Here is a 14595-nt window from a genome sequence, read left to right as displayed (position 1 = left end):
CGAAAGAAGGAAATAAGCGTATGAAGAAGCTGGTTTCGCAGGTCGTCTGTTTGGTCATGGTGCTTGTGCTCGTCCTGCCCGCGCAAGCGGGCGGCAAGGCGCTTTCACTGGCAGAGAAGGCGGATAAAATCGCCCGAGCAATCGTCCAGGATTACGCTGTGACGAGCGTCCAGTACGCGCTGAGCGACCAGGGCCGCATCGTATTGTCCGGCAACAGCGGCGTGTTCAGCAAGGCGGAAAACCGCGCGGTCACTGAAAACGATATGTACGGAATCGGTTCCACCAGCAAGATGTATGCGACGGCCGCCGCGATGGTTCTCTGGGATCAAGGGCGGATCGACATAGACGAACCCCTTGTCGGCTATATCCCGGAATTTACAATGGTGGATGAGCGTTACAAAGAGATCACCCCTCGCATGCTGATGAACCATTCCTCTGGCCTGTATGGCTCAAGCCTGGCAAACGCCTTTCTGTTTGATGACAATTCTACAACAGCGCATGATACCATTTTGGCAAAGCTTGCCACGCAGCGCCTGAAAGCTGCGCCCGGTGAATTCTCCGAATACTGCAACGATGGGTTCTCCCTGCTGGAAATGCTGGTTGAACGCGTCAGCGGCATAAGCTATACGGATTTCCTCGCCGAACACTTCATCAAGCCATTGGGACTTGTTAACACCAAAACACCGCTGGATGATTTTGATAAGGCGGAGCGCCTGGTCAAGACATACGTTCCGCCCTTTGAGGGCGCCTTGCCAAATGATACGGTCAATGCCCTGGGGACAGGCGGCTTGTACTCCACGGCGGAGGATCTTTGCGCGTTCGCGCAGGTGCTGATGGGGAACAGGCCGAAAATCCTGTCCGAGCAAGCAACCCTGATGATGCAAAACGAGGAGTATAAAAGGGGCATGTGGGTTGAAGCCGAGGGCGGCAACTACATTGGCTGCTATGGCCTGGGATGGGATACCGTGCACAGCTTCCCTTTTAGCGATTACGGGATTCAGGTGCTGACAAAGGGCGGAGATACGCAGCTGTTTCATTCCTCGCTTGTGGTCATTCCCACGCTCGATATCGCGATGGCGGTCGTCTCTTCCGGCGGTGCCTCCATCATCGATTATGCGTTTGCCGCCAACATTTTACAGGAATACCTTTTGGAGACAGGGACCATCCGCGAGATTACTCCGCAGAGAACCTTTGCAGCGCCGGTACAGGCTGCGATGCCCGAAACGTTGGAAGCGTATTCCGGGTTTTATGTAAACGCTGCAACAGAGGCCAACATCAAGGCAAAGGACGGCATCTTGACGGTTTCCCTGCTGAACGGAGGGCTGGAAAAGAACTATGTGTATGTGGGCAGCCAGGGTTTTCTCTCGGAAGACGGCAGTGAAATTGTCACGTTCTCTCAGCAGGCGGATGGTGAACTGTACCTGCTGAAAAGCCGGATTCTCTCCCTGCCGGGGGTTGGCCAGGCAGCCGTGACGGCATTGGATTATCAAAAGGTTGAGCCAAGCTTCCCTGCAAGCCCGATACTGGACGCGTGGAAGGCGCGCGCCGGAAAGAAGTACTACGCCGTCAGCGAAATGCCGACAGCGCAGGGCTACTATCTGGCACCGGGCAACCCGGCGATCGTGATGAAGCTGAATGAGGATTTTTCGAATGGGTTTGCTTTTGCGGGAGTGAAGATTGTTGACGAGAACCGTGCCGTCAACACGGTAAAATTCCGCGACGTGATGGACCTTGAATGCCTGGTGAAAAACGGCGCAGAGTATATGCGCGGGAACGACATGGCGTTCATCCGGGAAGACTGCATCCCCGATATACCCCCCGAAACCGACGTCTGCGTGATTGGGGAGGACGGCTTCGCGCAATATTACGCCATCGGTCCCGAGGTACGGGGGAAGACCATGGTCGTCAGCCTGCCTGAAAACGCGGCGTACGCGGTGTACGACGAAAGCGACGCATGCGTCAACTTTACCACAGTGAGCGGAAACAACGCAACCGTTCTACCCGCGAACGGAAAAATCGCCTTCATTGGCAAACAGGGCGATACCTTTGGGATTGAGTTTCAATAACACGATGAGGCCGTTGCGATCCCCAGGCAGCGGCCGGCATGGTTGCTTTTGAATGAACTGATTACATTTGTGGGGCGGCCATCCGATTTAGGATGGCTGTCTCCTATTTGCATCCGCATGAATTTCCTCGTGCAGATATCAGCGCAGTTTCGACAGCGGCTGAAAAGGCAACAGGCGAGCCAGATCATGATGCGGGCGAGTTAAACGAAGGCGAGAAAGCGGGAAGCGAGTTTGCAGAAGCGGGCGGCAATACCCCGATACGGCCCAAGCTTCTGAAAGAAACACTCGACCAGGTGACGCTCCCTGTAAAACCATTGCGCGCGCACCGGGGTCAAGGCTCGTTATACTCAACGCGGTGCAAAGCGCGGCTCAAATCGAGCGATGACGGTGGCTGGTCGCTTGCCGCCACATCATGCGTGGAGGCGGGCGTCGGCTTGTCGTTTGGAACAGGCTTCCGAGCGCTTGCGTCACCGACCTCAGTACACATTCTGCCTTTAGAAGCATTCGCCGCACATCCCCCATTGTAAACCGCGAGGGTTGCATATACCGAAATCGCAGACGGCATTGCTTACCACCGGAACCTCGCGCACGATAATTCTCCGGGGTATAGGGCGGGGATGATTCGAGCGTATGAGTATGCCGAAAAACCCCTGCTTTACCAACCCACCGGGACCCCTACAACCTTTTCTCGATAAACGCCATAATCCGCCGCGCGCGGCCTGATACCGTCAGGTCTTCGGCGAAGCGCAGCGCGGCTTCGGCCATGGCGCGGGTGCGGGCTGGGTTTGATTGGAGCGCCAGCACGGCGTCGCGGATCGCGGGCACGTCATTCGGATCCACGCGGATGGCGTGGTCCTCGCGCAGCAGGTCGTCGTTGAATGCGCCGGTCGAGGAGATGATCGGCAGGCCGCAGGCCATGGCCTCGACGATGGCGTTGCAGCAGCCCTCGGCGCGCGTGGGCAGCACGAAGGCGTCGGCGGCGTTCAGGTAGCGCGGGATGTCCTCGTGCGGGACCCGGCCGCAGAATGCGATGTTGTCGCCCTCGGGCTGCTGGTCGCCGTGGCCGATGTAGAGGACCTTGACGTCGGGGAGGCCCTTGAGCGCGGCTTCCACCCGCTTCACGCCCTTGCGCTCGTCGAACCAGCCCACGAAGGCCACCGTGAAATCGTCGTCGCCGAGCGACAGCGCGCGCCGTAGCTCCGCCCGGTCGTCCCGGCGCTTGAACAGGGTCTCGTCCACGCCGTTGGGGAAAACCTCGATGCCCTTAGGGTTCAGCCCGTACAGCCGCACGCAGTCCTCCTTGTTCTTGCCCGACACGCTGACTACGCCGCCGAGCGCGCCGCCGATCTTTTTCACGTCGGCCGCCAGGCCCGCGCGCACCGTGCTCTCGCCGCAGCCGACAAAGACCTTCCTGCCGCCCGGAGCCGATTCTGCCGCAGGTACGCCCGAAGTCCAGAAGTGGGCATAAATGGCGTCGGGGACGGGTAATTTTCCGAGCGCGCGCTTCACCGCGCGCCGGTAATTTTTTTGACCCAGCCCTGAAAGAAACGAACCGAATGACAGGTAGTAAGGCTGCAACACCGGAAACGATACGCCGTTCGCCGTCTGGCGCATCCAGCGCCGGGGCGACAGGTGGCCGCCGCGCAGCGCGACGCGGGTCAGGCTCTGCGGCGACACCACGGTGACCTTAACGCCCAGCCGCGAAAGCGCGCAGGCCAGGCCGTCCACAAAGGTGAACACCGGCTCGCGCTCGGTGGGGTAGCGCTCGCAGACCACGGTCAGGGTTTTGAGCGATTTGTCCATTGCGAGACCTCCTCCATTCCCCTCCCCGGAGGGGCGCCCCCGCAGGGGCGGGGTGGTTCCTGCGCGCGGAACACCGCTCTGCCAACAGGCCACCACCCCGCCTGCGGGCACTCCTCCAGAAAGGGGGATAGGGAAGGGCGCCTACGGTCGCCGCGCGCCCGTGCTCTCGTCGTGTTCCTCGATGCTCCGCAGCGCGATGCCGCGATAGGAGAAGCGTTTCATGCCCTCGCGCTCGGCGACCTGCCGCATGCGCGCAAGCGCCTCGGGCCGGTCGAGCAGCTCGAGGATCTTTTCGCGCATCTCTTTCTCGCTGTCCTCGGTCAGGAAGATCACATTGCCGCCCACGTCCACATGGGTGGTGCCCGCCCATTTTTTAACCATCAGCGGGATGCCCTGGCCGCACACCTGCTCCCAGAACACCGAGTGCCGGCCAGGGAAGACCACGAGGTCCGCGGCGGCGAAGTGGTCGTAGCTCAGCTGCGAGGGCACCCAGCCGATGAATTTCGTGGCGATGTGGTCGGTCAGCGCGTCCACCTTTTGCTGCATCTCGGGGATCACGGAGCCGAACACGATCAGCTTGACGTTGGCGCGCGCGATGCCGAGCACCGCCTCCATCAGCTTCAGTGTCTGCGTCTTGAACGCGTCGATCTTGCCGCCTGTCATAATCAAAAAGTCGTCCGCGCCGATGCCGTACCGCTGCCGGATGCGCGATCGGGCGTCGCTTTGCCGGCTCGCCTCCACCGCCTCGTCGTCCGCGCCCATGACCAGCAGTTCCACCTTGTCGGGATTGACGCCGTACACATGCTTTAAAAAGTCCACCCGCGCGGGCAGCACGCCGTAGAACTTGCGCGCGTACGGCTCGATCAGGCGCGCGCAGCGCCGCCACACGATGCGGTGCAGCACGTACTTCGATAAAAGGTTGCGCGCGCTGTTGGAAAAATCGGCGTGGTTGTCCACGTAGACGCGCACCCCGGGATGCGCCTTCAAATAACGCACGACGTGGCGGATGTCGACGAACTGGCATCCGTGGATAAACAGCACGTCGGGCGCTTCCTGTTCGAGCGCCTCATAGGCGCCGACGTATCGCCGGAAGCGGCGCGCCAGGCGCAAATTGCCCCGGTATTCGAGCCGGGTGACCGGGATGTCATATTCGTTGATGTACCGTCCGCCCGAGGGCAGGTAGCTGACCTGGCCGTGCGCGTCGAAGGTGACCAGCGACGCGATTACCTTAACGTCGTGCCCCAGCAGTTTGTGGTACTTGGGCAGCATGTTCTCCTGGTAGGAATAGTCGTCCACGAAGAAGTTGGCCAGGCACAGGTGCACGATTTTCATAAGTCATTCTCCTTCCCCGTGAGTTGCTCGAATAATGCGACATGCCGCGCGATGCCAGCCTCCTGCGAGAGCATGCTCCGGTACAGCGCCCGCGCGCGCTCGGAGCACCCGCCTACGTTTTCCTCAAGGTTTTTCCGGATCCGCTCGGCCAGCGCCGCGCCGTCCGCCGGATCGACCGCGAAGCACTTGTCGCAGCCGGCCACCATTTTCGCGTAGTCGCTGCCCAGGTCGATCGCCGCGATCACCGGTTTGCCCACGGCGAAGCAGGTGGTGGTCTTGCTGGGGAAGGCGGTGCCGATGACGCCGGGGGCCAGCGTAATCAGGTTGACGTCGGCCATCGAGTACAGGTCGACGGCCAGCGAACTGTCCTGCATCGGATAGAAGCGCACGTTGGTCAGCCGACGCTCCCGCGCGCGCCGCTCGTGCTCCGCCTTGCGCGCGCCGTCGCCCACGATCAGAAAGCGCACGCGCGCCTCGGGCAGCAGGCGCTCGGCGGCGTCCAGGATCAGCTCCACGTTCTGCATCGCGCCCACGTTGCCGGCGTAGAGCACGCGGAAGAAGCCCCTCTCCTCGGGGTGCGCGGCCAGGAAGCGGTTGTCCGCTCCGTCCACGCAGCCGATCCGGTCGCCGTAGCTCCACAGCGGCAGCACATGTGTGCGCTCCTCGGGCGCGCCCGCCGCAATCAGCGTGCGGCGCATGTCCTCCGACAGCGTGGTCACCGCGTCGGCGCGTCGATAGGCGTAGCGCGCCATGCGCCGAAACGCTCGGTACATCAGGCCCTTCGGGTTCAGCGCGCCAATCATCGCGGCGTTCTCGGGGAAGATGTCCTGGACGTTGACCACCAACCGCGCGCGCGGGCAAACATGCCGTACAAGATACGCAAAGATGGCCGGGGTATTGCTCGAGTGGACGTAGATCAGGTCGGCATCGCGCAGCGCCCGGCGCGTGGACAGCGCGTAACGCGCCTGCGCGAGATAGCGCGCCGCGAAATTGCGCTTGTCCTGCGCCTTAACCGGCAGCGCGGTCGCGTCTGCCTTGCCCTCGAGCGCCGGCGGGAGCACACCCGCGCCCGCGGGCTGGGGTTCGATGACGTGTACGGCGTGGCCGGCGTCCGCAAGCGCCGACAGCAGCGACGTGAGGATGTGCACCGACGGGCCGGGCACGGTCAGGTTCAGGCTCAGCAGGAAGGCGATTTTCATCGGCGTCCCTCCAGCAGCGCGTCAAGGCAGAGGCGCGCAGCGTCTCCGCCCGCGGTCAGGTAGCGCCGCTTGAACGCGCGCGTCTGGGCGCGCTCGGCTTCTTCGTCGAGCGATGCGATGCGCTCAAGCACCGCGTCTTCGTCATGCAGCACCCCGCCGGGCAGCACCTCGTTCAGATCCAGATACAGCCCGCGCGCGGCCTTGTACGCTTCGTAGTCGTAGCCGAAGCAGATCATCGCTCGTTCGAGGATCGAGTAATCGAACAGGATGGCCGAATAGTCCGACACCAGTACGTCCGCCGCCAGCATCAGATCGTTGACCTCGGGGTAGCGGCTCATATCGCGGACAAAATCATCGAAGTCGATGCCCATCAGCGCGTTGGTGTAGGCGTGCGCGCGCACCAGCACCAGGTATTCATCGCCCAGCCGCGCAGCCCATTTCGCCATGTCGACCGGCGGTTTCAGCGCGTACATCGCGCCGCCGTCCGCGCTGTCGCGCCAGGTGGGCGCGTACAGGATCACCTTCTTGCCCTCGGGGATGCCGATACGCGCGCGCGCCGCGCGCACCGCGGCCTCGTCCGCGCGGTAGAGCGCGTCGTTGCGCGGCAGGCCCGACATCAAAATCGCCTCGGGTCGCACGCCAAAATCGCGCAGATAGATCTCGCGCTCGTAGTCGCCCGCGCTTAAGAACAGGTCGATGTTCGAGAAATCGTAGTCGCTGCGGCCGCCGGCGGCGTTGCCGATCGTCTTGAGCGGCGTGCCGTGCCAGGTGTTCAGGTAGCGCGTTGTGCGCTTTTTGAAATTCAGCCCGCGCTCGATGTTGACGCAGCTCACCCAGTAGCCGGCCTTGAGCGCGGTCAGGAAGTACTTCGGCGTGTCGGCGACGACGATTTCCGCGCCCTCGATCGGCGCTGCGTCGCTCGCCTCAAGCGCCCATACAAAGCGCATGCCTTGATAGCGCGGGTCGCGCCGCATTGCCTCAAACAGCACGCGCGGGCTGTCGTTGTACCTGCGCCCGTGCCCGCTGAACAGAACGAGGCGCGGATCGGTCTTGACAAACCACCCGAGCATGCGGAACGCGGCGCTGCCGAGTGGCACGTACAGCCGCCGCAGGACGCGGCTGTGCTTGAGCGCGTAGTCGATCCTTGCGCGCAATCCCTTCACGGTATGGCCCCCCGTTCGGTTTCTTCGATCGCCTGTTTAAGCGTCAGGCGCCGGTAGCCCTCGGGCCGCTCGGACAGCGCGCGGTCGATCGTAAGGTCGCCGAACACCTTGCCGAACGCGCCCGGAAGCCTGCCCAGCAGCCGCGTCAGAGCGCGAAGGCCGGGTATCAGCTTGAGGCCCCGCCCGTGTGCGCGCGCGACCAGCCGCATCATCTCCCCGGTATCGACGTATTCGCCGTCCTGGGGCAGGAACAGCCCGCCCTCGCCCGAATCGACGATCAGCCGAATGGCCTCGGCCAGGTGGCCGACATACAGCGCGCTCCGGCGGTTGCCGCACGCGGGGAAGAGGGGCAGCCGCTGAGCCAGAGCGGCCAGCCGCGGATAATTGCCCCGGCAGTGCGGCCCGTACACCATGGGCGGGCGCAGCACGGCCACCCGAAAGCCGTCGCCCGCAAGCGAGGTCAGCAGCGCCTCGGCCGCCAGCTTGCTCTTGCCGTAGTGGCTGCGCGGCTGAGGTTTCGCATCCGGCCCAATCGCGCCGCGCGTCAGGCCGTACACGGCGATCGTGCTCAGGAAGACCAGCTGTTTCACGCCCTCGGCTTGAGCCTTGCGGGCCACGTCAACGGCCAGATCACGGTTGACGCTGTAGTAGAGCGGCGCGTTTGCCGCCGTTTCTTTTTGGTGCGCGATGCCGGCGACCAGCACCACAGCGTCGACGCCGGAGAAATCGGCTTCGCGCCAGGCATCGCCCTTCACGTCGAGCGTGCTCACGCGGTACGCGCCCGGAAACCCCGCCAGATGGCGCTCGAATTGAGCGCCGATATAGCTGCCCGCCCCGGCGATCAGAACGTGCTTCATCTATGCTTGCGTCGGCGCGTCGATCAGCGTGCCCATCAGTTCGAGCAGCTTGTCCACGCCGGTGCCGTCCTCGGCCGAGAACGGCAGCACCTCCCACGGCTGCACCGCGAGCGTGCGGCAGATGACCGGGATCGAGCGATTGCGCTCCGCGCGCGACAGCTTGTCGCTCTTGTTGGCGACCACGGTGAACGGCAGGCCATAGTGGCGCAGGTAGCCCACCATCAGCTGGTCCTCCTGCGTGGGCGCGTGGCGGATGTCCACCAGTTGCAGCACGTGCTTCAGGTGCTTGCTGCCCGCGAGATAGCCCTCAATCATTCCGGCCCAGCGCTGCTTCTCCGATTGCGGCGCGCGCGCGAAGCCGTAGCCGGGCAGATCGACCAGCATCAGCTGGTCGTCGTTCAGGCTGTAGATGTTGACCAGCCTCGTCTTGCCCGGCTCGCCCGATACCCGCGCCAGCTTGCCGTGGCGGGTGACGCGGTTTATCAGCGAGGACTTGCCCACGTTGGACCTGCCCGCCATCGCGATTTCGGGCGCGCCCTGGCCGGGGAAGGGGGCCAATCGGTCGAGGGAACACACGAACGAGGCTCGCTTGATCTGCATGGACCGCCCTCCTTGATATCCGTTAATTGGTCAGCACCGTATTCAGCGCCTGATCCACCTTGTGGATCAGATCGACCTTCAATTGCTTGCGCACGTCGCCGGGCACGTCCTCGAGGTCTTTTTCGTTGCCGCCCGGCAGCAGCACGGTGAAGATGCCCATCCGGTGGGCGGCCAGCAGCTTTTCCTTGACGCCGCCGATCGGCAGCACCGTGCCCAGCAGCGTAATCTCACCGGTCATGGCCACGTCTTGGCGCGCGAGGCGGCCGGTGATCGCCGACACCATCGCGCAGGTCATCGCCACGCCCGCGCTGGGGCCGTCCTTGGGCGTCGCGCCCTCGGGCACGTGGATGTGCAGGTCGTGCGACTTGTGAAAGTCGTCCGGGATGCCCAGTGCTTCGGCGCGCGAGCGGATGTATGCGTAGGCGGCGCGCGCCGACTCCTTCATCACGTCCCCCAGCTGGCCGGTCAGGTCGACCGCGCCGCTTCCGGGCATGACCGCCACCTCGATCGACAGCGTCTCGCCGCCGAACGGCGTCCAGGCCAGGCCGTTGACCACGCCGCGCTCGGGCATCTTGAGCGGCGGCTCTCTGTCGTACTTGCGCGTGCCCAGGAACTCCTTGAGCGCTCCTTCGTTGATCGCAACGGGCGTCTCGCCGCCCTCGCTCATGCGCATGGCCGCCTTGCGGCACAGCGACGCCAACTGGCGATCGAGCGAGCGCACGCCCGATTCGCGGGTATAGCCGTCGATCAGCGCATAGACCGCCGCGCGGTTCAGCCGCACGTCGCTCTTTTTGAGGCCGTGCGCTTTAAGCTGCTTGGGCCACAGATGCCGGAGGGCAATCTCAGCCTTCTCGGCGCGGGTGTAGCCCTCGATCTCGATCACTTCCATCCGGTCGAGCAGCGGCGCGGGGATGGTGTCGAGCGAGTTGGCCGTGGTGATGAACAGCACCTCCGACAGATCGAACGGCGCTTCGAGGTAGTGGTCCGAGAACGAGGCGTTCAGCTCGGGGTCAAGCGCCTCCAAGAGCGCCGACGCCGGATCGCCGCGGAAATCGGAAGCCAGCTTATCGATCTCGTCGAGCAAGAACACCGGGTTGACACTGCCCGCCGTACGGATAGAGGAGATGATGCGCCCCGGAATCGCGCCGATGTAGGTGCGCCGGTGGCCGCGGATTTCGGCCTCGTCGCGCAGACCGCCGAGCGACAGCCGGACGAATTTGCGCTTCAGCGCGCGCGCGACCGAGCGCGCGATCGAGGTCTTGCCCACGCCCGGCGGTCCAACCAAACACAAAATCGGCCCCTTCAAATCGCCCTTGATCGCACCGACCGCCAGGAACTCCAGGATGCGATCCTTGACGCGCTTGAGGCCCCAGTGATCCTTATCCAGCACCTTGCGCGCGCCCGGCACGTCGTAGCGGTCGCGCGTGCGCGAGCCCCAGGGCAGATCGAGCATCCACTCGATGTAGCTGCGGCTGACCTGTGCTTCGGGCGAGCTCGACGACATCTGGCGGTAGCGCTTGAGCTCGCGCGTAACCTGCGCGCGAGCCTCGCCGTCGATCTTGGACGCCGCCAGCCGCTTGTCAAACTGATCCCTGTCGGATTCCTCGTCCTCGCCCAACTCCTCGCGGATGACGCGCAGCTGCTCGTTCAGGTAGTATTCCCTGTGGTGCTGATCGAGCTTATCGTGCACCTTTTCATGGATGCGCTTCTCTACCTTGGTCAGCTCCAGCTCGCGCGCCAAAATGATCGTCAGAGCGTTCAGGCGCGAGAGCACCGAGCGGGTCTCGAGCATCTGCTGCTTATCGCGAATGCCGCTGAGCGCGTGCGCCGCGACGATATCGCTCAGCCTGCCCGGGTCCTCCTCGCCGTCGATCGCGGCCATCAGCTCGCCCGACAGCCCGCCGCGCTCGCCCGCGTACTCGACGAACAGCGCTTTGAGCGCGCGCACCTGCGCCTCCAGTTCCACCGTCTTGCCCGGCGAGCGCGGCTCGATCCGCTTGAGCTCGCCCAGCTGCACGTCGTCCTGCTCCACTACGCCCAGCAGCAACGCCCGGCTCTCGCCTTCGACCAGCAGCCGCACGGTGTCGTCGGGCAGGCGGATCACCTGCTTGATCTTAACCACGGTGCCCACGCCGTACACGTCTTCCGCGTGCGGATCGTCCACGTTGGCGTCGCGCTGCGCCACCACCAGCACGCGCTGATCGGCGTTCAGCGCTCGTTCGATCGCCGTGAGCGACTTTACGCGCCCCACATCGATCTTGAGCATCATATTGGGATAGGCGAGCAGCCCCCGAAGCGGCAGCAGCGGCAGCCGCTCGCTGCCCTCGCCCGCCTCGTGCCATTTCTTATCCTGCATCGACCATGTCCTCCTAAGTCGCATCTTTAAGATTATACCGGCTGTATGTGGTAAAATCAAGCGTCATTGCGCAAAGCAATGTGTCAAAAAAATGAAGCGTACGGGCGACCGCAGGCCGCCCCTACATCAAATGACGCATCGTCACCGTAGGGGCGACCTGCGGTCGCCCGCGCCGCCTGTGGTCGGAAAATATCCTTACGGTCAGTCGTCCGCCGCCAGGAACATCTCGCTCGGCTCGTAGGCTTCCTGCCAGATGACCGGATCGGCCGACGCCAGGTCGCTTTCCACTTCGTACCAGCTCATGGCCTTGTAGGCGTCGAACGCCTTGCCGTTCTTGGAGCGCAGCACCAGCGTCTGCACGCTGTCAAAGCTGGGCGCTTCGATGGGTACCGCCACGCGCCAGACCCCCTTGAGCCGGTAGGCGACCGCCACCTCGGTCTGCACCGCGACGTTCGGCAGGTCGCTGAGCGAGGCCTGCGCGAATTCGCTCAGTTGCGCCGCCGAGGGTTCGTTCTTTACGAAGGCCAGCACCTTGAGCGCCTGCTTGTACTCGCCGTCCGCCATCAGCGTGAGCGCCTGCTTGGCGTCGTCGATCAGCGCGGTGTCGAGCTTCGCCGGCTTCGCCAACGCGGGCGAGGCTACGGCCAAGAGGATCAACAGAATGGGCAGCAGCTTGCTCTTCATGGTCAACGCCTCCGGGTAGATTTCTCCATCGATGAGACGCAACAAACGCCCGCGCGGTTCCCCGGGTGAGGCGTCTTGTAAAAACTTTACGGAACGGCGAAAAAGTGCTGCGCGTTCAGCATCAGCCCCTCCTCGCGCTCATGGGTAATCAGCAATACCGTCGCGCCGTTCGTGCGCTCGCGCACCAGGTCGGCGGCGATTCGCCGCGTCGCGGCGTCGAGCGCCTTGAACGGCTCGTCGAGCAGCAAAAGCTCAGGCTTGAACAGCAATGCGCGCGCGATGGCCACCCGCCGCCGCTGCCCGCCGCTCAGTTGGGCGACCGGCTTTGTGGGCTCGGCCAGGTCCAGCTCTTCGAGCGTGCGGTCGATCTCCTGGGCGGGTATTGCGCCGCCGGTCACCAGCCGTACGTTCTCCCGCGCGCCCAAGTGCTCGACCAACCGGTCCTCCTGAAACACCACGCCGGTGCGCACGCCCTCAAACCCTGAAACGAGACCGGAGTCGGGCCTGAGCAAGCCCAGCATCAACCGAAGCGCCGTGGTCTTGCCATGGCCCGAGCGCCCCATCAGGCAGTTGACAGAGCCCAGGACGAGGGACAGCGAGAAGTCGGTCAGCACCGGCCTGCCGTCAAAGGCAACCGACACGCGCTCAAGCTTCATGGGCCGTGCCCCCTTCGTATACAGACCGGAGTCGCCTCATGCCGGTCAGCGCCAGCTTCTCGAACAGCACGCTCAGCACGATGATGGCGATCGTCCAGGCGAACAGCTCGTCGGTCGCCAGGAACAGCTTGGCGCGGTACAGCTTATCGCCGATCGTGCCTGCGCTCTGGCCGATCACCTCGGCCGCGATGCCGGCCTTCCAGCACATCCCGAGCGCCACCTGACAGGCGGTGAGAAAGTAGGGAAAGGCGGCGGGGAGGTACAGCGCGCGCGCACGGCGATTCAACGAAATCTCAAACACCTGCGCCATCTCAAGCAGTTGCGCGTCGGTGGATCTGAGCCCCGACAGTACGCTCGTGTAGATCAGCGGCAGCACCATCAAGAACGCGGCGAAGACGGACAGATACCGCGTGCCGATCCACACCAGCGCGAGGATGATAAACGAGGCCACCGGCGTGGCCTTGACCGCCGACAACAGCGGCGACAGCAGCCCATCCACGAAGGGGAAGCGGTAAGCCGCCACCGCGAGCAGCGCGCCGAGCAGTGCCGCCAGCACAAATCCCAGCAGCATCGCGCCGAACGACAGCGCCACCGCCGCGTAGAACGCGGGCGTGCCCATCAGCCGGGCCAGCGCGCGCAGCGCGGCGATCGGGGAGACCAGCAGGATCTCTTGGTTCACCGCCGCGCTCAGCGCCTGCCATATGCCGAGCCAAAATAGGATGGCCAGCAGACGCGTGCCGAGTCTATCCTGTCGTAAGGGCCGATGCCCATTTCCCTTTGTGGAGGGGCGCCCAAAGGGCGCTGTGGCGCCCGTGCCGCTTCTATTGCGCATATTGCTTACGGAACGAGGTAAAAGTCGTCGCCCGGCAGCGCGCCGCCGATCGCCGCGGCGTCCTGCGCGCCGAGCGCGTCCAGGTAGCCCTTAAGCTGCGCCTTCATGGCCTCGCCCTCGATGCACACGATGTTGGACAGCGCAATGGCCTTTTCGGCCACCGCCGCCTTGGCGATGCCCTGCGCCTCGATCAGCCGCGCGGCCTCGGCCGGATGCTCGTTGGTGAAGGCGGTGGAAGCGCGGTAATCCGCCATAAACTTAGCAACCGACTCGGGCCTGTTTTGCGCGAAGTCCTTGCGCATCAGCACCACGCCGGTGACCAGCGCGCTGTCGGGCAGCAGCTTGGCCCATTCGTCGGTCAGGCTGAGCGCGATGCGCAGCGCGGGATTTTGAGCCTGTACGGCGGTGACGTAGGGCTGGGGCAGCATGGCGAGCTTGACCTGGCCGGCGCTCAGCGCCGAGGCGACTTCGGTCGCTTCCGACTTGAATTCGATCGTCAGGTCGCGCGTCGGGTCGAGGCCGGCGCGTTCCAGCACGGTGTTCAGCGCATACTCGGGCGTGGTGCCCTTGCCGGTGGAATAGAGCGTTTGCCCCTTGAGGTCGGCGATTTGATGCACGGTGTCGCCCACCTCGAGCACATACAGCACGCCCAGCGTGTTGATGGCCGCCACCTGCACGCCGCCTTGGGTCTTGTTGTAGAGCACGCTCGCCAGGTTCGCGGGCACGAGCGCGATGTCCAGCTCGCCCCGGACCAGGAGCGGCACGACCTCGTCGGCGGTACCCGACACGGTGAACGTGTAATTGCTTGCGTTTGCCTGGTCTTCGATCAGCTTGACCAGACCCATCGTGGTCGGGCCCTTGAGCGAGGCCACGCGTACCGGCCCGGCCTCGGGCTGCGCCGCGGCCAGCTGGAACGCCAAGATGAGCAACGAGGCGGCGATCAGCGCCGCGAGCAGTCTTTTCATGGGTGAATCAGCCTCCGTCAGTTGGTTTATCTTTTATGATATACCCAAAAACCGAAAACGTCAAACCCCCGCGTACAGGACG

General features: G+C 63.9%; 12 protein-coding genes and 1 pseudogene. 1 reads left to right on the top strand and 12 read right to left on the bottom strand.

Going from position 1 to position 14595, the window contains the following annotated elements; translation table 11 throughout:
* Nucleotides 1-20: 20 nt before the first annotated feature.
* Nucleotides 21-2066, top strand: coding sequence for a serine hydrolase domain-containing protein (locus tag ACH6CV_RS00065; RefSeq protein ID WP_456356105.1), 2046 nt, complete (start codon nt 21-23; stop codon nt 2064-2066).
* A 200-nt stretch (nt 2067-2266) separates the two neighbouring features.
* Here ACH6CV_RS00065 and ACH6CV_RS00060 read toward each other — a convergent pair.
* The 12 genes and pseudogenes from ACH6CV_RS00060 to ACH6CV_RS00005 form a co-directional block, all read right to left on the bottom strand.
* A pseudogene (locus ACH6CV_RS00060) lies at nt 2267-2374 on the bottom strand (IS5 family transposase); the annotation flags it as partial.
* A 367-nt stretch (nt 2375-2741) separates the two neighbouring features.
* Complete coding sequence (locus tag ACH6CV_RS00055; protein ID WP_456356104.1) at nt 2742-3869, bottom strand: glycosyltransferase family 4 protein; 1128 nt, start codon at nt 3867-3869, stop codon at nt 2742-2744.
* Between the two features lie 141 nt (nt 3870-4010).
* Nucleotides 4011-5201, bottom strand: a complete 1191-nt coding sequence (locus ACH6CV_RS00050; RefSeq protein WP_456356103.1) for a glycosyl transferase family 1 — start codon at nt 5199-5201, stop codon at nt 4011-4013.
* Nucleotides 5198-6400, bottom strand: a complete 1203-nt coding sequence (locus ACH6CV_RS00045; RefSeq protein ID WP_456356102.1) for a glycosyltransferase family 4 protein — start codon at nt 6398-6400, stop codon at nt 5198-5200. Before ACH6CV_RS00045 ends, ACH6CV_RS00050 begins: the two co-directional genes overlap by 4 nt.
* Nucleotides 6397-7563: a CDP-glycerol glycerophosphotransferase family protein gene (locus tag ACH6CV_RS00040; RefSeq protein ID WP_456356101.1), complete on the bottom strand. Its 1167-nt coding sequence runs from the start codon at nt 7561-7563 to the stop codon at nt 6397-6399. The genes ACH6CV_RS00045 and ACH6CV_RS00040 overlap by 4 nt, the downstream gene beginning before the upstream one ends.
* Nucleotides 7560-8420 carry an NAD-dependent epimerase/dehydratase family protein gene (locus tag ACH6CV_RS00035; protein WP_456356100.1) on the bottom strand — a complete coding sequence of 287 codons (861 nt, stop codon included), beginning with the start codon at nt 8418-8420 and terminating at the stop codon, nt 7560-7562. Before ACH6CV_RS00035 ends, ACH6CV_RS00040 begins: the two co-directional genes overlap by 4 nt.
* Entirely contained in the window at nt 8421-9020 is a 600-nt protein-coding gene (gene yihA / locus ACH6CV_RS00030; RefSeq protein WP_456356099.1) for a ribosome biogenesis GTP-binding protein YihA/YsxC, read from the bottom strand.
* A gap of 22 nt (nt 9021-9042) precedes the next feature.
* Complete coding sequence (lon, locus tag ACH6CV_RS00025) at nt 9043-11376, bottom strand: endopeptidase La (RefSeq protein ID WP_456356098.1); 2334 nt, start codon at nt 11374-11376, stop codon at nt 9043-9045.
* A gap of 201 nt (nt 11377-11577) precedes the next feature.
* Nucleotides 11578-12060 carry a hypothetical protein gene (locus ACH6CV_RS00020; RefSeq protein ID WP_456356097.1) on the bottom strand — a complete coding sequence of 161 codons (483 nt, stop codon included), beginning with the start codon at nt 12058-12060 and terminating at the stop codon, nt 11578-11580.
* Nucleotides 12061-12146: 86 nt separating this feature from the next.
* Complete coding sequence (locus tag ACH6CV_RS00015; RefSeq protein WP_456356096.1) at nt 12147-12716, bottom strand: ATP-binding cassette domain-containing protein; 570 nt, start codon at nt 12714-12716, stop codon at nt 12147-12149.
* Nucleotides 12706-13395 carry an ABC transporter permease gene (locus tag ACH6CV_RS00010; RefSeq protein ID WP_456356095.1) on the bottom strand — a complete coding sequence of 230 codons (690 nt, stop codon included), beginning with the start codon at nt 13393-13395 and terminating at the stop codon, nt 12706-12708. Before ACH6CV_RS00010 ends, ACH6CV_RS00015 begins: the two co-directional genes overlap by 11 nt.
* 158 nt (nt 13396-13553) lie before the next feature.
* The gene (locus ACH6CV_RS00005; protein WP_456356094.1) at nt 13554-14513 is read right to left on the bottom strand and encodes an ABC transporter substrate-binding protein; all 960 of its coding nucleotides are present in this window, start codon (nt 14511-14513) and stop codon (nt 13554-13556) included.
* Between the last annotated feature and the right edge of the window lie 82 nt (nt 14514-14595).

The sequence above is a fragment of the Anaerozeibacter quisquiliarum genome (genome assembly GCF_051162045.1).
Lineage (GTDB): Bacteria > Bacillota > Clostridia > Christensenellales > Aristaeellaceae > Anaerozeibacter > Anaerozeibacter quisquiliarum.
The sequence above is the reverse complement of the archived record's forward strand: the minus strand, read 5'-3'. Positions and strand labels throughout refer to the sequence as shown.

Bases quoted from the DNA above. Each gene is read 5' to 3' on its own strand.
- ACH6CV_RS00065 (WP_456356105.1), top strand. From the start codon at position 21: ATGAAGAAGCTGGTTTCGCAGGTCGTCTGTTTGGTCATGGTGCTTGTG.
- ACH6CV_RS00055 (WP_456356104.1), bottom strand. From the start codon at position 3,869: ATGGACAAATCGCTCAAAACCCTGACCGTGGTCTGCGAGCGCTACCCC.
- ACH6CV_RS00050 (WP_456356103.1), bottom strand. From the start codon at position 5,201: ATGAAAATCGTGCACCTGTGCCTGGCCAACTTCTTCGTGGACGACTAT.
- ACH6CV_RS00045 (WP_456356102.1), bottom strand. From the start codon at position 6,400: ATGAAAATCGCCTTCCTGCTGAGCCTGAACCTGACCGTGCCCGGCCCG.
- ACH6CV_RS00035 (WP_456356100.1), bottom strand. From the start codon at position 8,420: ATGAAGCACGTTCTGATCGCCGGGGCGGGCAGCTATATCGGCGCTCAA.
- yihA (WP_456356099.1), bottom strand. From the start codon at position 9,020: ATGCAGATCAAGCGAGCCTCGTTCGTGTGTTCCCTCGACCGATTGGCC.
- lon (WP_456356098.1), bottom strand. From the start codon at position 11,376: ATGCAGGATAAGAAATGGCACGAGGCGGGCGAGGGCAGCGAGCGGCTG.
- ACH6CV_RS00020 (WP_456356097.1), bottom strand. From the start codon at position 12,060: ATGAAGAGCAAGCTGCTGCCCATTCTGTTGATCCTCTTGGCCGTAGCC.
- ACH6CV_RS00015 (WP_456356096.1), bottom strand. From the start codon at position 12,716: ATGAAGCTTGAGCGCGTGTCGGTTGCCTTTGACGGCAGGCCGGTGCTG.
- ACH6CV_RS00005 (WP_456356094.1), bottom strand. From the start codon at position 14,513: ATGAAAAGACTGCTCGCGGCGCTGATCGCCGCCTCGTTGCTCATCTTG.